This window comes from Streptomyces rubrogriseus (genome assembly GCF_027947575.1).
GTDB lineage: Bacteria > Actinomycetota > Actinomycetes > Streptomycetales > Streptomycetaceae > Streptomyces > Streptomyces rubrogriseus.
This window is the reverse complement of record NZ_CP116256.1, coordinates 4,302,091-4,325,606: the sequence shown is the minus strand read 5'-3', so window position 1 is coordinate 4,325,606 and position 23,516 is coordinate 4,302,091. Positions and strand designations below refer to the sequence as shown.

At 68.8% G+C, this 23,516-nt stretch carries 21 protein-coding genes and 2 pseudogenes; 19 read left to right on the top strand and 4 right to left on the bottom strand.

The features are described 5' to 3' along the window. The first annotated feature begins 16 nt into the window (after positions 1-16). A complete protein-coding gene (locus Sru02f_RS19780) occupies positions 17-421 on the top strand; it encodes a CBS domain-containing protein (RefSeq protein WP_109031311.1) in 405 nt (134 codons plus the stop codon). A gap of 49 nt (positions 422-470) precedes the next feature. Continuing rightward, positions 471-779 carry an SCO5918 family protein gene (locus tag Sru02f_RS19775; RefSeq protein ID WP_109031310.1) on the top strand — a complete coding sequence of 103 codons (309 nt, stop codon included), beginning with the start codon at positions 471-473 and terminating at the stop codon, positions 777-779. 149 nt (positions 780-928) lie between these two features. On the opposite strand, the pseudogene trhA reads toward Sru02f_RS19775, so the two are convergent. Both trhA and Sru02f_RS19765 read right to left on the bottom strand, forming a co-directional pair. Beyond that, positions 929-1,697, bottom strand: a pseudogene (trhA, locus tag Sru02f_RS19770) (PAQR family membrane homeostasis protein TrhA). Between the two features lie 422 nt (positions 1,698-2,119). Continuing rightward, positions 2,120-2,275, bottom strand: a complete 156-nt coding sequence (locus Sru02f_RS19765; protein ID WP_167469437.1) for a hypothetical protein — start codon at positions 2,273-2,275, stop codon at positions 2,120-2,122. 427 nt (positions 2,276-2,702) lie between these two features. On the opposite strand from Sru02f_RS19765, the gene Sru02f_RS19760 reads away from it, so the two are divergent. Then, positions 2,703-3,164 (top strand): ATP-binding protein, encoded by a 462-nt coding sequence (locus Sru02f_RS19760; protein ID WP_109031496.1) that lies wholly within the window; start codon positions 2,703-2,705, stop codon positions 3,162-3,164. Between the two features lie 383 nt (positions 3,165-3,547). Further along, positions 3,548-3,907 (top strand): FhaA domain-containing protein, encoded by a 360-nt coding sequence (locus Sru02f_RS19755; protein WP_159107519.1) that lies wholly within the window; start codon positions 3,548-3,550, stop codon positions 3,905-3,907. Positions 3,908-4,015: 108 nt separating this feature from the next. Here the strand turns inward: Sru02f_RS19755 and Sru02f_RS19750 are convergent, their stop codons facing one another. Next, entirely contained in the window at positions 4,016-4,354 is a 339-nt protein-coding gene (locus Sru02f_RS19750) for a MerR family transcriptional regulator (protein WP_109031495.1), read from the bottom strand. 784 nt (positions 4,355-5,138) lie between these two features. Here Sru02f_RS19750 and Sru02f_RS19745 point away from each other — a divergent pair. From Sru02f_RS19745 to Sru02f_RS19675, 15 genes and pseudogenes are all read left to right on the top strand, one after another. Next, positions 5,139-5,360, top strand: a complete 222-nt coding sequence (locus Sru02f_RS19745; RefSeq protein ID WP_373103730.1) for a transposase — start codon at positions 5,139-5,141, stop codon at positions 5,358-5,360. Positions 5,361-5,724: 364 nt separating this feature from the next. Next, positions 5,725-6,216, top strand: a complete 492-nt coding sequence (locus Sru02f_RS19740) for a DUF2975 domain-containing protein (RefSeq protein ID WP_109031307.1) — start codon at positions 5,725-5,727, stop codon at positions 6,214-6,216. Continuing rightward, on the top strand, positions 6,216-6,461 hold the full coding sequence (locus tag Sru02f_RS19735; protein WP_109031306.1) for a helix-turn-helix domain-containing protein: 246 nt from the start codon (positions 6,216-6,218) through the stop codon (positions 6,459-6,461). The genes Sru02f_RS19740 and Sru02f_RS19735 overlap by 1 nt, the downstream gene beginning before the upstream one ends. Continuing rightward, the gene (locus tag Sru02f_RS19730; RefSeq protein WP_109031305.1) at positions 6,458-7,612 is read left to right on the top strand and encodes an FAD-dependent oxidoreductase; all 1,155 of its coding nucleotides are present in this window, start codon (positions 6,458-6,460) and stop codon (positions 7,610-7,612) included. Before Sru02f_RS19735 ends, Sru02f_RS19730 begins: the two co-directional genes overlap by 4 nt. 1,627 nt (positions 7,613-9,239) lie before the next feature. Further along, entirely contained in the window at positions 9,240-9,851 is a 612-nt protein-coding gene (locus Sru02f_RS19725; RefSeq protein ID WP_244941800.1) for a TetR/AcrR family transcriptional regulator, read from the top strand. A gap of 47 nt (positions 9,852-9,898) precedes the next feature. Further along, positions 9,899-10,570 (top strand): enoyl-CoA hydratase-related protein, encoded by a 672-nt coding sequence (locus Sru02f_RS19720; protein ID WP_109031303.1) that lies wholly within the window; start codon positions 9,899-9,901, stop codon positions 10,568-10,570. Positions 10,571-10,666: 96 nt separating this feature from the next. Next, positions 10,667-12,907, top strand: coding sequence for a molybdopterin-dependent oxidoreductase (locus Sru02f_RS19715; RefSeq protein WP_109031302.1), 2,241 nt, complete (start codon positions 10,667-10,669; stop codon positions 12,905-12,907). Between the two features lie 56 nt (positions 12,908-12,963). Beyond that, positions 12,964-13,407 (top strand): PaaI family thioesterase, encoded by a 444-nt coding sequence (locus tag Sru02f_RS19710; protein WP_109031301.1) that lies wholly within the window; start codon positions 12,964-12,966, stop codon positions 13,405-13,407. Positions 13,408-13,506: 99 nt separating this feature from the next. Continuing rightward, positions 13,507-14,070, top strand: coding sequence for a TetR/AcrR family transcriptional regulator (locus Sru02f_RS19705; RefSeq protein ID WP_109031300.1), 564 nt, complete (start codon positions 13,507-13,509; stop codon positions 14,068-14,070). Between the two features lie 73 nt (positions 14,071-14,143). Beyond that, a complete protein-coding gene (locus Sru02f_RS19700) occupies positions 14,144-15,046 on the top strand; it encodes an SDR family NAD(P)-dependent oxidoreductase (protein ID WP_109031299.1) in 903 nt (300 codons plus the stop codon). Continuing rightward, positions 15,036-15,916 (top strand): annotated as a pseudogene (locus Sru02f_RS19695) (transposase); the annotation flags it as partial. The gene Sru02f_RS19700 and the pseudogene Sru02f_RS19695, both read left to right, overlap by 11 nt. Positions 15,917-16,495: 579 nt before the next feature. After that, positions 16,496-18,724, top strand: coding sequence for an FUSC family protein (locus Sru02f_RS19690; RefSeq protein ID WP_244941799.1), 2,229 nt, complete (start codon positions 16,496-16,498; stop codon positions 18,722-18,724). Positions 18,725-18,909: 185 nt separating this feature from the next. Continuing rightward, positions 18,910-19,842: an MBL fold metallo-hydrolase gene (locus Sru02f_RS19685; protein ID WP_109031297.1), complete on the top strand. Its 933-nt coding sequence runs from the start codon at positions 18,910-18,912 to the stop codon at positions 19,840-19,842. A gap of 2 nt (positions 19,843-19,844) precedes the next feature. Next, positions 19,845-21,338, top strand: a complete 1,494-nt coding sequence (locus tag Sru02f_RS19680) for a carboxylesterase/lipase family protein (protein ID WP_109031296.1) — start codon at positions 19,845-19,847, stop codon at positions 21,336-21,338. Positions 21,339-21,385: 47 nt separating this feature from the next. Then, on the top strand, positions 21,386-21,766 hold the full coding sequence (locus Sru02f_RS19675; protein ID WP_109031295.1) for a RidA family protein: 381 nt from the start codon (positions 21,386-21,388) through the stop codon (positions 21,764-21,766). Positions 21,767-22,487: 721 nt separating this feature from the next. Here the strand turns inward: Sru02f_RS19675 and Sru02f_RS19670 are convergent. Beyond that, positions 22,488-23,429, bottom strand: a complete 942-nt coding sequence (locus Sru02f_RS19670; RefSeq protein WP_109031293.1) for a helix-turn-helix domain-containing protein — start codon at positions 23,427-23,429, stop codon at positions 22,488-22,490. Positions 23,430-23,516 lie beyond the last annotated feature (87 nt).

Genomic DNA, 23,516 nt, shown 5'->3' with positions numbered 1-23,516 from the left:
GCACAGGAGGCACCCTTTGACGCCAGGACAGTTGCAGGATCGCTCCGTAAGAGCTCGCCCATGGCACGGCACGGTGGTCGACGTCATGGACGCCGCCGGGCCGCAGGTCTGGTACGACATGACCGTCGAGGTGGCGCTGTCCGTAATGGCCGCCGCCCGGGCCGAGCATCTGGTCGTGTGCGACGAAGATGCCCGGTGCGTCGGCCTGGTCACCCAGGCCCGGCTCACCGCCGTCCGGGACAGCTCCGGATACACCGACCGGCTCCGCCTGGGTGACATCACCGACGACAGCGAGCCCTTCGTCTCACCGTCGGCCACGAGGGAAGAAGCCGAGGACACGGTACCTTTCGGGCGGCGCGGGCTGGTGCCCGTGGTCGACGAACACGGTAGCGCCCTGGGCGTCCTCGCTCTGTCCCGCTGAACCGCTGGACGGCGGTCGGCCCCGTTTTCTCTTCTGCCTGTGAGGCATCATGCGCTGTGTCATTGCCCGCTTCCCGTTCGACCTGACCAAGGGCGGCGTGCTGGAATCGATGAAGGGCGTCAAGCCGGAACCGGTCACCGGCGAGTCCGTGATCATCGGACGGCGTCACTACCCTGCCAAGCAGGTCGGCCAGGTCATCACCCGCCAGGACCGCCGCGACTTCAGTGCCGGCGAAGTCCTGAGGGCCATGGCCCTGCTGGGCTTCACCTGCCGCACCCTCCCTAGAGCCGCCCCCGCGCGGATCGAGAGTCCGTTGCAGCGGGCTTCCGCGATGCTCGGCGCTCCCCTGTCCGCCTGACCGACGCGACAGGCGCGCGCTGACACTGGAACAGCGTTGAGGGCCCGACCGGCGTGCCGGTCGGGGCCCTCAACGCATGCCGCTTTGCCCGATCGGTGCGCGAGTGAGGCGGCAGCGCCGTGACGCCGTAGTGAATCCTGCTGCTGCGGTCAGTAGACGGCGAGGGAGATGGCAATGTAGTGCGCGGTGAAGGCTGCCACGGTCAGAAGGTGGAACACCTCGTGGAAGCCGAACCAGCGGGGCGAGGGATTGGGGCGCTGGACCGCGTACACCACCGCTCCCGCACTGTAGAGGAGACCGCCGGCCACTATCAGGATGACTACGGCGGCTCCGCCGGTGTGCAGGAAGTCGGGCAGGTAACGCACCGGTGCCCATCCCAGGGCCAGGTAGCAGGGGGTGTACAACCAGCGGGGAGCACTGACCCACAGGACACGGAAGACGATGCCGACCAGCGCACCCGTCCACACGATCCACAGCAGCAGGGCCTCCCGGTCAGCAGGGAGGAGCACGGCCAGCGGCGTGCAGGTTCCCGCGATGATCAGAAAGATGTTGGCGTGGTCGAAACGCCGCAGAATCGCCTCGCCCAGCGGTCCCCAGGTGGTAGACGGCGCTTGTTCCGAACAGCAGCCAAGCAGTCACGGCGTACACGGCGCAGGCCCAGGTCGCCGGCGTCCGGGTCAGGCAGATCAGGACGATGCCGGCACTCAACGAGGCCGGGACCATCGCAGCGTGGAGCCAGCCACGTAGCTTCGGTTTGACCGGCTCGACCAGATCCGCCGCCCACCCGGCCAGGTCGGCAACAGGACGAGAGTTCTCTTCGGCATCGCCACGGCGTGATCCGCCGGAGAGACCGGCTACAGCCTCCCCCTCCACAACTCCCCGTGCCGGCCTGCTCCTATCGGCATCATCGAAAACCATCCGATCATGCTAAAAGCACGCCTGCGACAGCCTTGCGGAAGGTCAAGCTCCCACCGCCGGACCGGGAGCTCCAGACGGGGTGAGTGCTGCCCCTGAGACAGCGGGGGCGCCTGCGACCTGCCGCCGCTGGGTCAGTGAAAGACGTGCACGTCGGCTGACCGACGAGGTCCCCTCGGGCCGCCTTCGGCGAGCCTCTCCTGGACAGCCAGCAGGCGCACCATGCTGCACAACGCGGCGCGGCGTCCCTCGCCCCGAGTGGCTCGACCTCGCTGCAGAGACCGCCACCGCGCCTCCTCCCCAGGCCATCGACGCGATGGCGCCACGCAACACCGGTGCGGGCTCCGTACGGCTGGTTCCGATTCACGGCCGACTGCTCAGCAAAGGCGCGAGAGGTCAGTACGGGATACCTGACTTCATGCGGGTCAGCCTTCCGGCATCGCGGCCCACACCCGGGCGGCCATTGCCTCGGCCTCGTCCTGCGGTGTCCCCGCCCGCACCAAGATGATCCCGCGAGACTGGTCCGGGAACGTGACCTCCCGCATTGCCGTACCCAACGGGCCCGTCGGATCGTCCGACATGGCGCCTCCCTTCGGCGGCTGCCACCCACTCTAAAGGGGTGCCGCCCCGAAGACGTGGACCCTCGCCCAGACGGACGACAGCCCTGGGTCGCAGACAGCATGGGATCGCCTGCCATCTGACGGACACACACCCCCGACGTCAAGCGCCTATGGGGGCAGCCTGGATGAGGTGGACGACATTCTGGTGGGACCCGGGCTGGTGGTGGAAGTCGGAATCGATGTCCCCCGTGACACCTGCGCCGCCAGCGCTGGCATCGCCCCGTCCCGTCCCTCTCTCCCCCCACCGACGTTTCCCACCTGACGACGCGCCACACTTGAGTGATTTATGCAACTGTGACGTGAGGGTTGCATGTAGTAGGGGTTTCAGGGCAGTTGGGCGTCCACGAGCCGGATTGCTCAGGACAAGGGTGGCGGTATGGGGCCAGTGGTGCACGAAGACGCGGATCAGTCGCTGGCCGGCCGCCCTCTGCAGTCCGCGGTCGCGCTGGAGGGCGGAGAGCGGATCGGGGAAGCCCGGGACATGACCCGCCGTTTCATGGCCCGGGCACAGGCCGTGAACGGGCTCCCGGTGTCGGAGCGCGCGATGGGCCTGGCGGAGCTGGTGGTCAGTGAACTGGTGACCAACGCGCACAAGTACGCGCCCGGACCGTGCCTGCTGGATCTGGAGATCAGCGACGGTGCCGTGGAGATCAGCGTCTGGGACAGTGACCCGGGCCCGCCGATGCCCCAGGCGACCGACCCGCCCCGGGTCGGCAAGCACGGCCTGGAGATCGTGATGGCCGTGTGCCGCACCTTCGAGATCCGCCGCGAGCCGGTGGGAAAACGCGTCAAAACCGCCATCGTGCTGGCCGACGATCCCGGCGGGCACCCGGCAGCGCGACTGCCGTGACCTGTGACCGGCCCGGTTGCCGAACTGCCTGCGCATCTCCGCAACGCCCTGATCGCGCGGCACACGCCCGGCGGCGCCCCACCGACCGACACCCAACCGCACTCAAGCGTGTTCCGATCCGCGGCCTCAGCCCTCCCCTCCCGTCCAGCACGCGCAGCACGCGCAGCACGCCAGCGTCACACGGACGTCGTAACGCTTCGCATGGAAGGTTGGCGTACCACTCGCAGAGCCACTCTCAGCCCAAGCGCTGGTTTCCCACTCCCTCGAGCAGCCGACAACAGCCGGGACACCTCATACCGAAGTGCACCCATACGGGCGAGCCTGCTCAGGGCGCGGTGGGGCAGGCGCCCTCGATGGGATTCCTCGGAACTAGCGAACGCCTCATGGAGCAGTGGACAACGAGTGTGTGGCGCTGCATGCTGCCGTCCAGGCAAGAGCAGGGCGAAGCGTTGACCACGCTTTTACGGCAGTGTGACGCCAACACCCTGATCGTCGGCCGGCAACGCCTCGTGGCACCCAACGACTTCGTCATCGAGCTACTCCCGAAGACCCACCGGTTGATCGCGGCCAGCCCTCTGCCCGTGGCACCGGCCCTCGCCGCCCAAGTGCGCCGTCACGCCGCCGAACAGGGATACATCTTCGCCGGCCCTGTCGCCATCGACCTGCGCCCCACGCCCCACGACACTGCCGTCCGGTTCCGCGTCTACAGCCGCATCGCTCCGGCGAGAAGGCGAGAGTCCTAGCCTGAGCCGGGCCCGGCACATCGGTGCGGACAGCTGCCTCTTCGGTTACGGCAAGGGCTTCCCGCCTTGACAGCCGGTCCCTCACAGGACCAGCGAGCAGAGGCGGCCTCAGCCATCGGACTTGTCCACCAAGCCGCCGGGGCGCCTCTGCAGTTCCTCGTTGATACGCCGCGCTTCTTGAAGCTGGTCTTCCAGGATGATGATGCGGCAGGCCGCCTCGACAGGGGTGCCCTGGTCGACCAGTTCGCGGGCGCGGGCTGCGATGCGCAACTGGTAGCGGGAGTAGCGGCGGTGGCCGCCCTCCGAGCGGAGCGGCGTGATCAGTCGGGCTTCCCCGATGGCCCGCAGGAAGGCGGGGGTCGTGCCGAGCATCTCGGCCGCCCGCCCCATGGTGTAGGCGGGGTAGTCGTCGTCGTCGAGTCGGCCGTACGAATCGTCTGCTGTCATCTGCACCTCTCTGCGGAACGCGTGGAGGGGCCCTGGTGCCATACGGCACCAGGGCCCCGAAGGAACTCCTACACCATCTGCCGGCCCTGAGACTGCACCGGCCTTCTGTGTCCGCGGACCCGACCTGCCTGCTGCCGGGGGCGCGGGGATCGCGGTTTCTTGACCGGAGACCACCTCACTATCGATGTCCTGCGGTACCCAGGCCCAAAACTCCGCCCGGGCGATCCTGATGGCGCTTCGTTCCTCCGTTCTTTCCTCTAGTACTGCTCTCCTGCTGGTGCTACGAACATCTCAGTGACTTGTGACAGCGCCACTCTTCGGCAGCCAGCCCCGTTGCCCGTCCTGCGTCTGCTCTGGCTTGGAACCCCGCTGCCGAACCTCCCGGTGCGCGCGTCCGCAGCCGACGCCTTCACCGAGGTACCGCTCACTGACTTCACTGCTGGGTAGTGCCACTACGGTGGCGGCCCCTGATCACTGCGGGCCGCCCGGTCCGGTCATCAGTCCCGTCGCCGTCCTGCAACATCCTGGCTTCGACACTCCATCACCGCACCGTCCTGCAACTGCGGGTACTACTGCCCGGCAGTTCGTGTCTGTCGGGCCCTGCGATCCTTCTGGGTTACAGGAGAAACATAACCACACCACTACCCAATGTCTACTCCAGCCAACACAGATTTTCGCGTTCTTGGCATGAAGGTAGTCACTCCGGAACAGTAATGGGGTGACGAGCCGTGCGCTGCCTTCGGCGAGCTTGGGTCCGTCTTCAAAGATCATCGGGTGGTGGATCATGGGGGTGATACGTCGCCATGAGCTCACTGATCAGGAGTGGGAGTTGCTCGCTCCGCTGATACCGCGGGCCGCGACAGGCAGGCCCCGGGTGGCACACCGGCAGGTCATCAACGGGATGGTCTACAAGATCCGCACCGGGATCTCCTGGCGTGACCTGCCCGAACGCTACGGGCCGTGGCCGACAGGACCAGTTCGTCCAGTTCCGCGCGCCGCGCGGTGATCCGTTCCAGCAGCTCGGGATCCAACATGCACCGGATCGCAGGAGGCTGCCGGACCACGGCACGCAAGAACCGGACGGTTTAGCTACTTCAAAGCTCGATCGGTGCGAATGTCGGTTCTGGTCGGGCCTGCCATGCGACAGACGCTGAGCTTCGGCCGTGCCCTCGGCATCGAGCTGCGCCAACGTCCTATCCCCGTACTCAACGATGTCGTACTCGCCACCCCGACGCCCCACACCCCGACCGCCCGGGCCGGCACACCTGCCGACCCTCGGCGCACAGCGCCCGGCCCGGACGCCGGCACCACCTTGCTCATCCTATTGAGTTTCGATAGATTCCTGTTGCATTTCGATCGAAGGGGAAGTGATGAGAAAGATCACCGTGTTGGCGTTGCGTACCGTGCTCGTGGCACTGCTCGCCGGTTCGCTGTTCGTGCAGACCGTGATGGTGGCGCTGCTGGCCGACGACATGGAGGGCGGTGTGCTCGCGGACCGGCGCGTTCCGATCCTGCTGATCGTGGTCCTGGGCATCGGCACGGCCCAGACCGTCCTGGTCTGCGTATGGCGGCTGGTGAACATGGTGCGACGCGGGAACGTGTTCTCAGACGGCGCCTTCCGGTACGTGCATGTCGTGATCGGCGCCTTCACCGCTGCGGCGCTCCTGGTCTTCACACTGGGCGTCGTTCTGGCGCCGGGCGAGGCGGTGGCCCCGGGCGTCGTCCTGCTGCTCGGCGGTGTCTCCTTGGCGGTCTTCGCGGTCGCCCTCATCGTGCTCGTGCTGCGGATGCTGCTGGCCCAGGCGGTCGTCCGCGAGGTCGAGGCGACCCGGATGCAGGCCGAGCTGGCCAGGGTGATCTGATGCCGATCGTCGTCGACATCGACGTGATGCTGGCCAGGCGCAAGATGTCCGTGGGCGAACTCGCGGAACGTGTCGGCATCACCCCCGCCAACCTGGCGGTCCTCAAGAACGGACGCGCCAAGGCGGTCCGGTTTTCCACCCTGGCCGCGCTCTGCGAGGTCCTGGACTGCCAGCCCGGAGACCTGCTGCGCTGGGAGGCCGAAAGCCTGGCGAACGAGGCCACGGCCGCGGGGCGGCACCTGTGACGACACCGACCGGCTGCGACGGCCTCGGGCCCACCGCCCGTACCGACGTCCTGGTCGTCGGCGCCGGGCTGGCCGGCCTCCACACCGCCACACTCCTCGCACGGCAGGGCCACGACGTCCTCCTGATCGACCGGCGAACCAGTCTCGCCGGCGCGGTCCGCACCACGGGGATCTTCGTGCGGAAGACGCTCGACGACTTTCCGCTGCCGCCCGAGCACCTCGGCCCACCGATTCGTCGGGTCGTCCTCTACCCGCCCGACCTGCGCCGCCCGGTCACCCTGGTCAGTAGCCGCGACGAGTACCGCGTAGGAGACATGGCGCCTCTCTACACGGCGACGGCGGCCACCGCGGCGATCGCCGGCGTGCGGATCGCCCTGGGCACGCGCTACGCCGGACGGCACGGCGACACGTTCCGCCTCCTCAGCCGCGACGGGCCTACGGCGGTCCGAACGCGGTTCGTCGTCGGTGCCGACGGAGCACGCTCCACCGTCGCCCGCGACCTCGCCCTCGACCGCAATCACCACCTGCTGGTCGGAGCCGAAGAGGTCTTCGAGCTTGCCGGCCGCGACGAGCCTCCGACCTTCCACTGCGTGCTCGACCCCTCGCTCGCTCCCGGCTACCTGGCGTGGGTGGTCAACGACGGGCAGCACGCGCATGTGGGCGTCGCAGGTTATGCGGACCGCTTCCCGGGCGGACTTCGCGGAGCACTGCAGCGGTTCAGCGCGTCAGCGCCCGGGGTGTCCGGCGTGGACCGGCCGGAGGCGGTGGAACGGCGCGGCGGCCCGATTCCCGTCGGGGGCGTACTGCGCCGGATCGGCTGCGCCGCCGGCCTTCTGGTGGGGGACGCGGCCGGCGCGGTCTCCCCGCTCACCGCCGGCGGCCTGGATCCCTGTCTGCGACTGTCGGAGTTCGCGGCCGAAGTCTTGGACCACGCACTGCATGCCAGGCGGCCGGACACGCTGTCCGCCTACGACGGAGCCGCTCTGCGCGCCGCTTTCCGAGGTCGGCTGACCTTGCGCACAGGACTGGCCCAGGTGCGCACACCCACCATGGCCCAAGCGGCTTTCACACTGCTCCGCACGCCGGTCGGCCGGGCCGCGGCGGGCCGGATCCTCTTCGGCGACAAGTCCTTCCCGACTCCTGTCCGTTGATCACGAGACCGATCCCCCGCCACCCCCATGGGTCAGGGCGGTCGGTGGCCAGCCCTGCGTCGTGCCCCGCCGTGCGGCGCGGACTCTCCCCCTTCAGCGCGGCCGTCGGCTCCACGATTCCGGCCCAACAGGTCAGCGTCAAAAGGAAGAGGGCTCCCCCGCAGTCTCCAGGGGGCCTCCAACCCCTGCCCAGCTTTCGGCGTCGAGGAAGCACATCATCATGCAGGCCAGGCACGACATGGCCGCGACGGGTACGACGCCACGCGTGACTGCCCACGCCCCCCCGCTCTCCAAACTTGGCCCACCACCCGGCAGCCTCCGACCTGGCCCGGCAGGGATCACGCCACACCAACACGGCGCTTCTGATCATGTACCCGGCCAGAGCCGCCAACCCGAGCACGAGCACAATCCCCATGGTCGCCCTTGACCTGATGATAGCTGCGCCCTCGACTGAGCGGCCTGGACAGGATTCCTTCAAGCTGCGCTGGTCGGGCCCGGGTTGTCGTTCTGTTGACACGGGCAGCTGAGACCGGCTGACCGTTCGCGGTACCCGTGCGGATCACCGCATCGTTGGACAGCTGGACGACAGGACCGTCGTCCTCCACCTGCGCCCTCCAGCGCCGGAAGCACGGTCGGTCCGACCCCGGCGGGCGGCTGACCCGCACGCTGCTCGGGCCCGGTCCCGGGACGTGATGACCGGCGGGGCCGGCCGAACGCTTAGGGCCGGTGCACGTCGCCGCGGATGGTTGCGGATGAACGCGGGTGCGTCGGTGGTCGCGTCGGGGAAGACCGGCCCGGCGGGCACGTCGACCAGGACGGCGCGGTCGGGTTCCGGTGCGATGTCGCGCCTGGCGAAGCCCAGGTAGCTGGTCCGGACGGCGCGCGCCAACGCGAAGGGGGTGCGCAGGCGACAGGTGCCGGGGCGCCGGCGACCGACTGCAGGCGCACCATGAGAGTGCCGCTCTCATAGTGCGCCTCCCTCTCTGCCCTGTGCTGTGCGGCGATGCGGCGCAACTCCTCCTGAGGCTCCCGCTGGCGGGCGGCGTACTCGGCCTGCTTGCGGGCGTCGTGGGCTTCGCGGCGGGTTGCCGATCGCGTCGATGAGGGTCTGATTGTGCGGTCGGCCGAAGCGCCGGAAGACCGCTCCGGCCGGGCCGTGCTCCTTGAGCTGCTTCATGCCGGTGACCACGATGGGCAGCTTGCCGTCGTACGTGTGGAAGTCGCCGTCGTAGTCGTGTCCCTGCCAGTGCCGCTGGGTCTGCTCGGCCAGCTGCGCGATGACGGTGTTGGGGTTGTGCGGACCGATCCGGTTGAAGACGAGCTGCGGCTGGTCGTCACGGTGTCCGGAGCACCCCCGCGTCGGCGGGGGTGCTCCGCAGCGGCCGTAGCCGGGGTGTTTGGTGCCTTGGTCCTCCCACCGACGCGGGGTGTTGCGGTGAGGTCGCCGGGGTCGAAGGCGACGTTCTCGTTCTCCCCGCCGACGCGGGGGTGCTCCGAGGCCGAGGAGGGCCGGGAGTTCCATCGCCCGCACCCCCCTTGCATGTTCTATGCCATATCCCATAAGTTACCGACAGGTAGCCCGTCCGTTCGTGGAGGAAGGGCCACGTCGTGGGGAGGTGTAGGGCAGGTGAGTCCGCGCAGGAGTGACAGCCGTGACCGGATGATCCTCAGTGCTGCCGCTCTGCTGCGGGAGTACGGCGCGAGCGCGACCAGCATCGACCGGGTGCTCGCTCACAGCGGAGCCCCTCGGGGCTCGGTGTACCACCACTTCCCTGGCGGAAGGGCGCAGCTCATCGATGAAGCGGTGGCGCTGGCGGGGGACTTCATCGCGGGGCTGATCGACGCTGCCATGCAGGCGGATGATCCCGTGGCGGCGATCGACGCATTTTTCCTGCTGTGGCGTGAGCGGCTCGTGGAGAGCGACTTCAGGGCCGGTTGCCCGATCGTGGCGGTGGCCGTGGAGACCAATGACGACGCACCCCAGCTCGCCCGTTCCGCTGCCGCAGTCTTCGCCCGCTGGCAGGAGGCCCTCGCGGCCCTCCTCCTGCGGCACGGCCTGGGCGAGGAACGCAGCCGCCGACTCGGTGCCTTCATCATCGCCGCGGTGGAAGGCGCGGTGATCATGTGCCGGGCTGAGCAGAGCACGGCCCCGATCGAGGCTGCCGCCGCCGAAATACACGACCTGCTCCTCCACGCCCTGCGCGACCGCCCCGGCGTCGATTCCGGTCCCCGGCCGTAGCCCACAGCCGCCCAGCCGCTTCACTTGCACACCCCGAAGGAGTCGCCATGCCCTCGCTCGACCGTCACGACAACGTCTTCGTCCTGGACCTGGGAGACGGTGAGAACCGCTTCCACCCCGACTGGCTCACCGCCGTCAGCGCCGCGCTCGACGAGGTGGAGAAGGCGGAAGGCCCTCGCGCCCTGGTCACCGCAGCCACTGGCAAGTTCTACTCCAACGGGCTGGACCTGGACTGGCTGTTCGCCCACGCCGACCAGCACCAGGACTACGTCGTCTCCGTCCATGAACTGTTCGCGCGGATGCTGTCGCTGCCGGTCGTCACGGTGGCCGCGCTTCAGGGGCACACCTTCGCCGCCGGTGCGATGTTCTCCCTCGCCCACGACTTCCGTGTCATGCGTGCCGACCGCGGCTACTGGTGCCTGCCCGAAGCGGACATCAACATCCCCTTCACCCCCGGCATGGCCGCCCTCATCCAGTCCCGACTGGCCCCGCAGACCGCCCACGAGGCCATGCTCACCGCCCGCCGCTACGGCGGCACCGACGCCGCGGCCGCCGGCATCGTCGACCAGGCGGTCGGCGAGGACGCCGTGCGCTCCACAGCCATCGAGATCGCCCAGGCACAGGTGAACAAGGCCGGCGACACCCTCGGCACCATCAAGGCCCGCATGTACGCCCCGGCTTCGGCCACCCTGCGCGACACCACCAACCCGCTCGGCTGAGCCGACGTCTCACTATCCCCACCAAGCCGCGCCCCGGGCGCTTACCCCTGGGGCGCGGGCCGCACCAGCCTTCCACCGCATTAGGAGACAGGGCCGATGACAGCCGACGCCGCCTGGCACAAGAGTGCGTGCATCCTGTGCGAGAACAACTGCGGCATTCAGATCCAGACCGACGGCCGCCGCTTCGCCAAGATCCGCGGTGACAAGGAGCATGTCGCCACCGCCGGCTACACCTGCAACAAGGCCCTGCGGCTGGACCACTACCAAAACAGCGGCACTCGGCTGACGAGCCCGCTGCGCCGGGAGGCGGACGGCACCTTCACCTCCATCGACTGGGACACCGCCATCCGCGAGATCGCCGCCCGCCTGAAGACCGTGCGCGACACCCACGGCGGAGAATCGATCTTCTTCTACGGCGGCGGCGGACAAGGCAACCACCTCGGCGGCGCCTACAGCGGCGCCCTGCTACGCGCCCTCGGCGCCCGCTACCGCTCCAACCCCCTCGCTCAGGAGAAGACCGGCGAGGGCTTCGTCGACGCCCACCTCACCGGCGGACACACCACCGGTGACTTCCAGAACGCCGAAGTCTCCCTCTTCCTCGGCAAGAACCCCTGGCAGTCGCACGGCGTCCCACGCGCCCGCACCGTACTCAAGGACATCGCCAAGAATCCCCACCGCACCATGATCGTCATCGACCCGGTGCGTACCGAGACCGCCGACCTCGCCGACATCCACCTCCAGGTCAGGCCCGGCACCGATGCCTGGTGCCTGGCCGGCCTCCTCGGCATCCTGGTCCAGGAAGACATCCTGGACCACGCCTTCCTCACCACCCGCACCACCGGAGCCGACACCGTCATCGCCCAGCTCAAAGAGGTGGATGTCGCCAACTGTGCGCGGACCTGCGGCGTGGACGAGGACCTGCTGCGCCGGGCGGCACGCATCATCGGAACCGCCTCCAGCGTCGCGACGTATGAGGACCTGGGCGTCCAGCAGGGCCCCAACAGCACGCTCGTGTCCTACCTCAACAAGCTGACCTGGCTGCTCACCGGAAACTTCGCCAAGCCCGGCTCCATGCAGCCGCACTCGTGGATCGCCCCGCTGGCCCGCTACACCACCTACCCGCGCCGCACCCCCGTCACCGGTGCGCGGATGCCCGGCGGCCTGGTTCCCTGCAACGTCATCGCCGAGGAAATCCTCACCGACCACCCCGACCGCTTCCGGGCGATGATCATCGAGTCGTCCAACCCCGCGCACTCCCTGGCCGACTCCGCGGGATTCGCGAAGGCGCTCGCCGCGCTCGACCTCGTCGTCGTCATCGACATCGCCCTGACCGAGACCGGCCGCCAGGCCGACTACGTACTTCCCGCCGCCTCCCAGTTCGAGAAGTGGGAGGCGACATTCTTCACCTTCGAGTTCCCCCACAACACCTTCCACCTGCGCGCCCCGGTCCTCGACCCGCTGCCCGGCACCCTGCCCGAACCCGAGATCTACGCCCGACTCATCCGCGAACTGGACGCCGTCCCCCACGGCAGGCTCACCGCGCTGCGCGCGGCGGCCCGCCTGGGCCGCACCCCGTACAAGCTCGCCTTCGCCGCCCTGGCCGTCCTCGACAAGTCCACCTTCGCCATGGCCCCGCACCTGCTGTACGAGACTCTCGGTCCCACCCTGCCCGCAGGCGCCCGGTCCGCCGCGGTGCTGTGGGCCCTCGCACAGCGCATCGCCAAGGAGTACCCGGCCGCAATGCGCCGGGCCGGACACCGAAGCGCCGACGCACTGTTCGACGCGATGCTGGAGGGTCGGTCCGGGATGACGTTCACCGAGGACGAGTACGCCGACGCCTGGAACTACGTTCCCCATCCAGGCCACCGCATCCCACTGCCCATCCCCGAACTCCTCGGCCTCCTCGCCGACCTGGACTCCACCCCGGCCGTCCACACCACCAAGGACTTCCCCATCGTCCTGGCCGCCGGCCAGCGCCGGGCCTTCACAGCGAACACGATCTTCCGCGACAACGCCTGGCGCAAGCGCGATTCTCAAGGCGCCCTGCGCGTCAGCCCCCACGACGCCGAACAACTCGGCCTGTCCGACGGCGCCCCGGCCCGGATCACCACGAGCCGCGGCACCGCTCAGGCACTCGTCGAAATCGACGACCGTCTGCAACCCGGCCACGCGGCCCTGCCCAACGGTTTCGGCCTCGACCTGCCCACCGAGGACGGCGGCACCGAACGCACCGGTGTCGCCCTGAACACCCTCACCGACCGCGCCTGGCGCGACCCCATCGCCGGCACCCCCTGGCACAAGCACGTCCCCGCCCGCATCGAGCCTCTTCCCGCCTGACGAACACCGCCTCTCACGGCGGCGGCACCACAAGCACCATGCAAGGAGAACGACCCGTGACCACCACCGACTTTGCTGCCATGACCGGCCTGGAACTGATGCGCTGGGTGCAGACCGAACGCCCCACCGACATCCCCTCCATCGGCCGCCTGCTCGGCATGCGCTTCGACGAGGTCGGCCACGGCCGCATCGTCATCTCCCTCGACACCCGCCCAGACTTCGCCAACCCCCTCGGCACCGTCCACGGCGGCATCGCCGCCACTCTCCTCGACTCCGCCATGGGCTGCGCCGTCCACACCACACTCCCCGCCGGAACCGGCTACACCACCCTCGAACTAAAGGTCAACTACATCCGCGCCGCCCGCACCGACGGCCAGACCCTCACCGCCGAAGGCACCGTCATCCACGCCGGCCGACGCACCGCCACCGCCGAAGGGAAGGTCCTCGACGGACAGGGCAAACTCATGGCTCACGCCACCACCACCTGCATGATCCTTTAGATTGCCCGGCCGAAGACCGGGCGACGAAAACCGCTGGTTGTCCGCCGAAGGCGGCGGCCATGATTTGACTGACCGATCACTCTCCTACATGCTGTCCCCATGCCCAGACCGAGGAGCGACGACAGACGCGCGGCGATCATGGCCGCCGCCACGCGGATTATCGCCGCTCAGGGGCTGGGGGCGGCGACGGCGGCCATCGCGAAAGAGGCTGGCGTCTCGAACGGGTCACTGTTCACCTACTTCGACACCAAAGCGGATCTGCTGAACCAGCTTTACCTGGAGCTGAAGGGCGAGATGGGGGCAGCCGCACTCGGCGGCCTGCCGGCAGCCGCTGCGCGCACCCAGATGCTACACATGTGGTCACGCTGGATGGACTGGGCAACGGCCAATCCTCTTAAGCGCCGCACTCTGGCCCATCTCCAGGTCTCCGACGAGATCACGACGTCCACTCGTGAGTCCGCAAACCGGACCATGGCAGGCATCGGAGAGATCCTGGAGCGTGGGCGGGCGAACGGCCCGATGCGCGATGCCCCGGCGGCTTTGGTGTTCACGCTGTCCAATGCCCTGGCCGAGGCCACCATCGACTACATCATCGGCGACCCGGACCGCGCCGACGAGCACAAGCAATCCGGTTTCGACGCACTCTGGCGCATGATCGGCTGACCCGCCCCGGGCCCGCTTCCTCATGCTCAGCACACCCATTAATGACTGACCAGTCAGACATTCAAGGAGCGCCATGCCCGACAAGGTCTACGTCATCACCGGCCCGACCTCCGGCTTCGGCCGCCGCACCGCCCTCGAACTTGCCAAGCACGGCACCGTCGTGCTGGTCGGGCGCAACGCCGCCAAGCTCGACGACATGCGCAGCATCATCGTGGGCAGAGGCGGAAAGGCCCTGTCCGTCCTCTGCGACCTCTCGGACCCGACGAGCGTGCGACGCGCCGTTGCTCAGATCACCGAGCTCGGCCTTCCGATCACCGGCGTACTCAACAACGCCGGGATCTTCCCCAACCGTCCCGGCACGAACGCCCTTGGCTGGGACACCGCCTACGCGACCAACCACATCGGGCCTTTCGTGTTCACCGAGACGCTCGTGCCCCACCTCGAAGACGGCGCACAGGTGGTGTTCATCGTGTCGGCTGTGGAGGATCCTGAGCGCAAGGCCGCCACCATGTCCGGTTTCCGCGGTGCCCGGTACATCTCCGCCGAGGCGAGCGCCCGTGGCGAGTGGAAGCCCGGCGGCTCGAAACTGCCCGGCGCAGACGCCTACGCCACGTCCAAGCAGTGCAACCTGGCGACGGTGCTCGCCTTCGCCCGCGAGACACCCCGACTGCGGTTCAACGCTATCGAGCCCGGCTTCGCCCCCGGCACGAATCTGGGCCGCGACGCCGGCCTGTTCCTACGTCTGCTGTCGAAGTACGTGCTCTCGCCACTGGCCCCGCTCATCAAGTACTGGACCAACCCGGGCACCGCTGCTCGCATGATCACCCGGATACTCACCGACGAATCGGACACCACGGGCGTCTACTACGACGAGAAAGGACGACCAATGCGGGGTTCCGCACAGGTGCACGACCCGGCGTTCAACGCGCGGGTAGTCGCCGAGACCCGTGCGCTACTGGGGACAGTGGACGTCTGAGAAAGGACGTCACCCGGTGGTCCCCGGGCAACCGGACTCGGGCCACCGTTCGGATGGCTTCCCCCCCCACCCCCCCACCCGCCCTGCACCTGGGAGGCGTCGAGCGTGTCGCAAGAGAAGTCCAGCCGGTGAGCCTCCCGGAACCGGTCCAGCAGCACCTGTTGACCACGCGCCGGAGAAGTACCGGAGCGGGCGCCGGACCCTGATCCGCACCGACTCCGCGGGCGGCACCCACGATTTTGTCGCCTGGCTCGCTCAGCGGGGACGGTGGCTGTCCCACTCGGTCGGCATGGTGATCACCGAGGCCATACACAGCCACGACCTCGAGATCCCGGCATCGGCCTGGCCCCCGGCCGTCGAGACCGGAGGTGAGACCCGTGACGGGGCCTGGGTCGCCGAACTCGCCGGTGACCTGCTCGCGGGCCGGCCGAAGGACATGCGGCTGATTGTCAGGAAGGAACGGCCACATCCCGGTGCACAGTTGAGGCTCACGGACGCGGACGGCATGCGGCTGACCTGTTTCGCCACCAACACCGCCGACCGGCCGATCCCCGAGCTTCAGCTGCGTCACCGGCTGCGGGTGCGCGCGGAGGACCGAAGTCGGGCCGCCTCGACCTGCTGGCCTGGATGCCGATGCTCGCCCTGACCGGAAAGGCGCGGCTCTGGGAACCCCGACGTTTGCGACTGCGCCTGTTCGTCACCGCGGGACAGCTGGTGACCACCGGCCGACGGCAGATCCGCCGCCTGGCTGGGCACTGGCCCTGGACCAGCTACATCACCACCGGCCTCGAACGGCTCGCAGATGCACCAACAAAGCCGTTGTACGTGGCGGTAGGTGATCACGCTATGCGCAGGCGGCGGATTCCGTAGAGCCAGCAGAATCCCACGTCGGAAAACAGAGCTCACCAGACCTCGCAAGAGGCAAAACTGGGTAAACGCCAAGCTTAGGATTGTCATTTTCGCGGGTGTTGACCGCGCTGGGCATGGCCGATCCAGAGTCGACCCACGAGGCAGCTCTTGAACGGGCGAACGACCGAGTGAACGCGCAGGACGCGGAAAGCTGAGGCCTGACGAAGACGCTCCGGGTGTCGAGTTCCCCTCGGTCACCTGGCAATTGTCCGTCCCAAGTCCGTGCACTGCCTGGCCCCTGAACCGTAAGCCATTGTCCACGGGTACAAACCCGTCCGGCGCCGCTGGGTCGTCAATGCCGACAACGGACGTTTTGTCTCGTTTCACCGTCCAGACCACTGCGAGCGATCCCACGCGCCTACACCCGCGTGCCGCAGAACCTCCGAGAGCAGTCACCTGACGCATACCGGACGGGATCCCCGCGTACCGAGACTGGCGACGCGGGCGGTAGCCGGCCAGAACCTCGAGACACCCCTGGCGGTCGTGCACCCGCGAAAGGACCTACGGAGCACCATGGTGGCAAGGACAAAGGCAGCACCGTTGGATCGCATCGCCGCCTTTGACCCCGGGCTCACGCGTCTGACCTCCGCGATACGCGCCGTGCTCGGCACAGCCGCGGTACTTGCCGTGCTTACAGCGCTGGGAGCGCCCGAAACGGTGCTCGTGGTCGGCGGTTTCACCGCGATGACGACGTCACTGGCGATCAGCGACCTGCATCCACGCAACCAGCTCATCACCGTCGGGCTTGGCGTTCCGCTCTCTCTCGCGTCCCTGGCCGCCGGAGCTGTGCTGACGCCGTACCCGACGGCAGCCAAGCTGATCTTTCTGGTGGTGATCTACCTCGCCGTTCAGGCCCGCCGGTTCGGCTCACGAGGGCTGGGTCTGGGGATCTTCGGGTTCATGTTCTTCCTGCTGTCTCAATTCGTCCAGGCCCGAGCAGACCAGCTTCCGCAACTCGGGGCATCGGTACTCGTGGCTTTCGGGGCCGTTACGACCGTGTGGTGTTGCGTCGGCCCCGTCACGGCGGCTGGAGCTCTGAGACGGCTGCGGCACGCATTCGGCGTGTGTCTGTACGACGTCCTCCGGGACACGGCCTCGGTGGTCGCCACCGGGGAAGACGACGGCACCCGCAGCGGTCTGTTGCAGGAGCGCCTCGACAGACTGCACGCAGCCGCGCTGCTGATCGAGGACTTTCTCGACGAGCGCGCAGTCGACGAGGGCACCGAGGCCCCGCTGCGGCACATTGGTCGTGTGGAGGTGGCCGCGCAACGCCTGGTTGTACTCACCGTCCGCGCGGTCCGCACACCGGCGGCCCGCAACGATGTGGCGGAACGAAGGGCGCGGCAGCGGCTCGCACAGCGGATCCGGGCTCTCGGGCACCAGGTCACCACGGGAACGGCACCCGCATCCGAAGAGTGCGAGGACGGGAACGAAGACGGCCCGGCGAACCGGCCGGCCGGCTCCGCACATGTGCAGGACTGCTTCCTAGCGGTCGACGAACTCACCACAGCCCTGCGGGTTCTCGGTCCACGCGGCCGCCCGGAAGGGTTCGTGACACCGCCGCACAAAGCCGCCCCATCAGCCTTGGGTGCGGTACCGCGCAGGGACGCAGACACCGACAGCCTGAAGCGCCAAGCCACCCGCCAGGCGGTCCAGGTGACAACAGCCTCGGCCCTCGCAGTCGCGGGCGGTCATCTCCTGTCTCCGCACCTGTGGTACTGGGCAGTAGTGACCGCATGGGTCGTCTTCATCAAGACCGAGAGCACCGGCGAGGTCCTGCTGCAAAGTGCCCGGCGGCTGGCGGGCACTGTCGCCGGCGTGCTTTTCGGCTACGGCCTCGCAACCCTGGTCGGCGGAGACGGCCCAGGCCTCCTGATCCTGCTCCTGCTGTGCATGTTCGGAATCTTCTACACCCCATCACGAGCCTATTGGGCCGTAACGTTCTTCATCACCGGCACACTCAGCGTGCTGCTCGCGCTGATGGACACCTTCTCGACGCACGTGCTGCTTCTGCGTGTCCAGGAGACCACACTGGGAGTAACCTGCGGAATCCTCGCCGCTACCCTCGTCCTTCCCACCACGGTCCGCCGGGCCAGTGACGAGGAGCTGGTCGGTTTCCTGCGCGTCCTCGGCCGCCTCCTTCAGGCCATCGCGTCAGGAACCGCGGACGCGGAACCCCCGGCGAACCGGGTCCGCGCGGCACACGACCTCGACCAGGCACTGGAGTCCTTCCGCAAGGCCTGCCTGCCTCTCACCCATCCGCTCAATCCGCAGCGCGGCCGACGGCACCACACCCTCCACCTGCTAGAACTCCTTGAGGTCGGCGCGTACCACGCACGCAGCCTGGCCGCCACGGCCGAGCGTCTCTCAGCGGGCCATGCTTCGGAATGCGCCCCCCGCCTCACTGCCGCAGCCGACCGTGCGCACGAGACCGTGGCCCACCTGATCCGCGTCACCGGCCATCGACCGGGATCCTCCTCGCACACGGCACGTCCCAGAGTCGTCAAGGCACTGTCCCTGCTCTCGGAGGAGCCGCGCGTCAGCCGCAGCCGGCCGTCGCTGGAGTGTCGCCTGCAGCAGCACATCAGTCGCCTCGACGCGACCTTGACCGCACTGGTGCGAGCCGCGGACCCGCTCGTCCCGGACCCCGGCCGCACCACCATGGTCCTGCCCGAGAGCGTTGACATCCCCTCGCCGCACGGTCCGACCCCGGTTGTCGCGGTGCGCTGCGTCGACTTCGAGGACCAATGCAACGCCCAAGCCGGCTGACACCCGCCAGAACACATCAAGGGATGACCGCACCCCCTTGCATTTTGCTGTTTTGCAGGCATCAAAGCCGAGAGGGAAATCCCCGTGTCCATGGCCGTACGCACCGGTGCAGTCACGTGACGGATACCGCGCCGGCTGGGCCGCTCATACGGTTGGGTAAACCCTGAGAACCCCAAGGAAATCACATGGAACAGATTACGCTCGGCAACGTCTCTGTCACCCGAGTTTGGGAATACTACGGTTCTGTCGAAATGGAGCCCCACGCCTTCTTCCCGGAAAGCTCGCAGGAGGTCTGGAAGGACGGCGTCCACTGGCTGGCCCCGCATTTCCTGGACTCCGAGACCAACATCGTGAATTCCGCGATCCAGACCTGGCTGTTGCGCAGCGGAGGCAAGACCATCCTCGTCGACACCGGTGTCGGCAACCACAAGGAGCGCCCCTACGCGCCGGTCTGGAGCCGCCTGGAAACGGACTTCCTGGCCAACCTGGCCCGGGCAGGTGTTCAGCCCGAGGACGTGGACATCGTGATCAACACGCATCTGCACATCGATCACGTCGGCTGGAACACGTACTTGGACGGGCGGAGTTGGGTTCCCACCTTTCCGAATGCCACCTATCTGATGCCGAAGGACGACTTCGACTTCTGGAACCCGGCAAACGGCCACCAGCCGCTGCTCGGCCGCGGCAACCAGAACGTCTTCGAGGACAGCGTGGCCCCGGTACATCAGGCCGGCCAGACGCTGCTGTGGGAGAACAGCCACCAGATCGACGCCGACCTGCGCCTGGACGCGGCTCCCGGACACACGCCCGGCTCCTCCGTGCTGACCCTCAGCTCCGGGACGGACCGCGCGGTGTTCGTCGGTGACCTGCTGCACAACCCGGTGCAGATCGTCGAGCCGGACGCCAACAGCTGCTTCTGCGAGGACCCCGCGGGCGCCCGCGCCACCCGCCGCAAGGTGCTGGGCTGGGCTGCCGACAACAACGCGCTCCTGATCCCCGCGCACCTGGGTGGTCACGGTGCCACCGAAATCGCGCGTAACGGCAACACGTTCGACATCAAGGGTTGGGCGCCCTTCTCCCCGTACTCCGCGCAGACTGACGCCCCCGGAAAGGCATAGCCGTGAGCCACGATCTCAAGCCCGTCGTCACCACCGCACAGGGAGCCGTCCGCGGTCTCCGTCAGGACGACGGCACCGCCACCTTCCTGAACATCCCCTACGCCGCTCCTCCGACGGGCACCGGCCGGTTCGCCCCGCCGCAGCCGCACGAGCCCTGGCACGGCGTACGGGACGCCACCGTGCCCGGCCCCAACGCCCCGCAGTCCGAGCGGAAGCTCGGCAGCATCGACATGGCCCCCTACTTCGGCGCCGGCTGGAGCCGTGGCGAGGACTACCTCACCGTCAACGTCTTCCAGCCCGCCACCGCGAACAGCGGTCTGCCCGTGATGGTGTTCGTCCACGGCGGCGGGTTCGTCGCCGGATCGACGCGGTCCGCGCTGTACGACGGTTCCGCCTTCGCCCGCGACGGCGTCGTCCTGGTCACACTCAACTACCGGCTGGGCATCGCCGGGTTCCTCGACATCCCCGGGGCGCCCGCCAACCGCGGTCTGCTCGACGTCGTCGCGGCGCTGCGCTGGGTGCGGGAGAACATCGCCGCCTTCGGTGGTGACCCGGACAACGTCACCCTCTTCGGCCAGTCGGCCGGGGCGACCGTCGTCGGCGGCATCCTCGCCAACCCCGAGGCCGCCGGGCTGTTCCGCCGGGCGATCGTCCAGAGCGGCAGCGGTCTGGGCGCGTTCACCTCCGAGCAGGCCGCCCGTGTCACCAAGGCCGCGGCCGAGGAACTGGGCATCGAGCCGCACACCGACGCCTTCGCGGCCATCTCCGACGAGCGCCTGGTGGACGCCGCCTCCCGGCTCACGCCCATCGATCTGCGGATCGGGACGCACCACGATCCGCTGCTCGGCCTCAGCCCCTTCGGCCTGGTGCTCGACACACAGCCCGCCGTATCCGTCGGCGCCGGCCTGAGCGCCGATGTCGACCTGCTCGTCGGCACCAACACCGAGGAGGGCAACCTCTACCTGGTCCCGGTGGGCACGTACGCCACCTCGACCGCCGACGACGTCGACGACACGGCGGCGCGCTCGCATCCGAAGCCCGCGCAGCTCGTGGAGACGTACCGCAACACACGCCCCGAGGCATCCTTCGGTGAGCTGCGGTCGGCCATCATGGGTGACGCCCTGTTCGGCGCGGGCAGCTGGGCCCTGGCCGGCGCACATGCCGCCCACCCCCAGTCAGCCACGTTCAGCTACGAGTTCGCCTGGCGCTCCCAGGCCTTGGGCGGAGACCTCGGCGCCACCCACACGATGGAGCTCCCCTTCGTCTTCGACATCGCCGAACTCCCGCAGCTGGCGGGTGAGGGCGCCCTGCTCGGCCCTGACAAGCCTCCCGCGGACCTCGCCACCCGCATGCACGAGGCTTGGATCCGCTTTGCCAGGACCGGCAACCCCGGCTGGGACCAGTACGACGTCGCACGCCGGACCACGATGCACATCGACATCGAGTGGACCCAGGTCGACGACCCCCGTAGCCAGGAACGACAGGCCTGGGCCTGACCCCCGCGCACAGATCGCTCTGCGCGCCCTTCCGTCAAGGACACACCATGAGAACCGTCATCACCACCGAGAACGCACCCACTCCAGCAGCGCCGCTGTCCCAGGGCATCCGCAAGGGCTCGATTCTTCAGGTCTCCGGGCAACTCCCGTTCGACCCGGCCACCGGTGCGGTCGTCGGCACCACGGTCGCCGAGCAGACCACGCAGACACTGCGCAACGTCACCGCCGTACTCAAGGCGGCCGGCGCCGGACCGAAGGACGTCGTGATGCTCCGCGTCTACCTCACCGACCCCGCCCACCTGCCCGAGCTGAACGAGGCGTACGCGGCGGCCATCGGCGAACCCTTCCCCGCCCGCACTACCGTCTACATGCAGCTCCCTCCGGGACTGCTCGTCGAGATCGACGCCCTGGCAGTACTGGACGACTGACTCGGCTGCGGGGAAAGGCCGGTCTGGCGCGGCCCCAGGGACCGCGCCAGACCGGCCTCCATCCCTGAGAGAGGATGGGGACACGATGGCTGATCGCCTGCCGAGAGCGTGCGCCAACCTGAGGGTTGCGCCGGTGAATGAGGCGGGCGGCCCGTCGCCACCAGTTGGCGAGGTCGAAGAAGAACAAGCGCCGCGCAGTCGCCGCGCGTGCAGTCGCGATCGTCGGCGGCGGGCCGGCTCCCCTCGGTGGACCGACACTCCGACCACCGGGCCCAGACCGCCACCTCTCCGGGCCAACCGGACCCGAGCCCCCGCAGAGCGCACAGCACAGGGGCCGACGCCCGTCTTCGGCCCGTCGCAGCCGCACCCGTCGGCGGACAGTGCCGAGCCGCAGCAGTCCGTCGAGTCTCAGCACTTCGACGGCGACAGCCCCGCCGCAGAGCAACGACACCATACCTCCGGGACCACCTGGGGCCCGACGCCCCTACGGCCCCGGCCGGACACCGCCGCCCCGGCTTCCGGCGACACGCCCCGGAGGGTACGGACCGCACGAGGCGGCCGCCGCCGGCCTTCTCTGCGCCTGGCGACGGCGCCGACGAGGACGCGCCCTGGACACCACCCGCGGCGGAACTCTCGTCGCCTCAGGTCTGTCTGCTGGTGGTACGCCTCGGCTGACCCAGGCGTCCCTGCCGTGGGCGGGTGGCGGCACCAGCCCGCACAGCTATGTGGCATCCGTTTCACGAGCAGCGGTCGCGGCGTAGTCGGTCGGGGTCCTGCCGTAGTACTTGCGGAAGGCGCGGGCGAAGTGGCCGCTGTCGGCGAACTGCCAGCGGGCGGCTATCTCCGTGACGGTCATACGCCGGTGCGGTGCGACGAGCGCGCGGCATGCCTCCTCGAGGCGGCGGCGTCGGATGTAGGTGCTCAGCGGTCGGTCTTCCCTGGCGAAGGCCCGTTGAAGCGTACGCGGGGAGACGTTCAGCTCCCGGGCGAGAGCCGAGGGGGACAGGGCGGCGTCGGTGAGGCGACGGTCGGCCAGGTCTCGCGCGGCTTGGGCCAGGGCCGGCGACAACAGGGGCTCCACGTCGTCCAGGCCGCCCCCGGCGGCGGCCCGGGCCAACTCGGCCAGGGTGTTGCGGGCTGCGTCGGTCCCGGCCGGCCCGAGACGGTCCAGCATCCGGCCCACCATGGCGGCGTGCGCCGTCAGCAGCCGCACCTCGGCGGTGTCGGTCGGACCGGAGGCCGACCCGCCCCGTGGGCGCCGCACCTCCGCGGCGGGCAGAACGAGTACCTGCACGGCGGTGCGTGGCGCCGCGGAAAAGTGGGACAGCCTTCCCGTCTGTACCAGCAGCCGGCCGGCCGGTGCTGTGTACTCGGCCCCTCCCGGTTCACCGAACCGCCAGGCCCCCCGGTGGACGATCCACAGGCGCACGTGATCGTCGGCCCCGACCCGCCGGCCCCCCGTCCGCAAGGCGGCCGCGGTCTCGAACCGGTTGAACATCATGTCCCGCACCCGGAACCCATGGGACCGCACCGAGAAGCCGGACACGCTCGTCCGGCGGAAGGGCGCCAGAGCGAAGGGCTCGCCCATCCTGCTCCGCCACTCGTGCGCGAAGACGCTGAAGGCGTTCGCGCCGCTCACGTCCGCCGAGAAAGTACCGCTCATCGTTGTCGCGAATCTCCCGTTCGAGCTGACGCACCGGTCCGAGGCGCCGGGACCACAGGCTTCCTACCTTTGTTCCGGCATACATCG

Excerpts from the sequence above, each read along its gene's own strand:
- Sru02f_RS19740 (WP_109031307.1), top strand. The coding sequence starts at position 5,725 with ATGAGAAAGATCACCGTGTTGGCGTTGCGTACCGTGCTCGTGGCACTG.
- Sru02f_RS19775 (WP_109031310.1), top strand. The coding sequence starts at position 471 with ATGCGCTGTGTCATTGCCCGCTTCCCGTTCGACCTGACCAAGGGCGGC.
- Sru02f_RS19755 (WP_159107519.1), top strand. The coding sequence starts at position 3,548 with ATGGAGCAGTGGACAACGAGTGTGTGGCGCTGCATGCTGCCGTCCAGG.
- Sru02f_RS19670 (WP_109031293.1), bottom strand. The coding sequence starts at position 23,429 with ATGAGCGGTACTTTCTCGGCGGACGTGAGCGGCGCGAACGCCTTCAGC.
- Sru02f_RS19715 (WP_109031302.1), top strand. The coding sequence starts at position 10,667 with ATGACAGCCGACGCCGCCTGGCACAAGAGTGCGTGCATCCTGTGCGAG.
- Sru02f_RS19745 (WP_373103730.1), top strand. The coding sequence starts at position 5,139 with ATGGGGGTGATACGTCGCCATGAGCTCACTGATCAGGAGTGGGAGTTG.
- Sru02f_RS19750 (WP_109031495.1), bottom strand. The coding sequence starts at position 4,354 with ATGACAGCAGACGATTCGTACGGCCGACTCGACGACGACGACTACCCC.
- Sru02f_RS19700 (WP_109031299.1), top strand. The coding sequence starts at position 14,144 with ATGCCCGACAAGGTCTACGTCATCACCGGCCCGACCTCCGGCTTCGGC.
- Sru02f_RS19735 (WP_109031306.1), top strand. The coding sequence starts at position 6,216 with ATGCCGATCGTCGTCGACATCGACGTGATGCTGGCCAGGCGCAAGATG.
- Sru02f_RS19705 (WP_109031300.1), top strand. The coding sequence starts at position 13,507 with ATGCCCAGACCGAGGAGCGACGACAGACGCGCGGCGATCATGGCCGCC.
- Sru02f_RS19675 (WP_109031295.1), top strand. The coding sequence starts at position 21,386 with ATGAGAACCGTCATCACCACCGAGAACGCACCCACTCCAGCAGCGCCG.
- Sru02f_RS19765 (WP_167469437.1), bottom strand. The coding sequence starts at position 2,275 with ATGTCGGACGATCCGACGGGCCCGTTGGGTACGGCAATGCGGGAGGTC.
- Sru02f_RS19685 (WP_109031297.1), top strand. The coding sequence starts at position 18,910 with ATGGAACAGATTACGCTCGGCAACGTCTCTGTCACCCGAGTTTGGGAA.
- Sru02f_RS19720 (WP_109031303.1), top strand. The coding sequence starts at position 9,899 with ATGCCCTCGCTCGACCGTCACGACAACGTCTTCGTCCTGGACCTGGGA.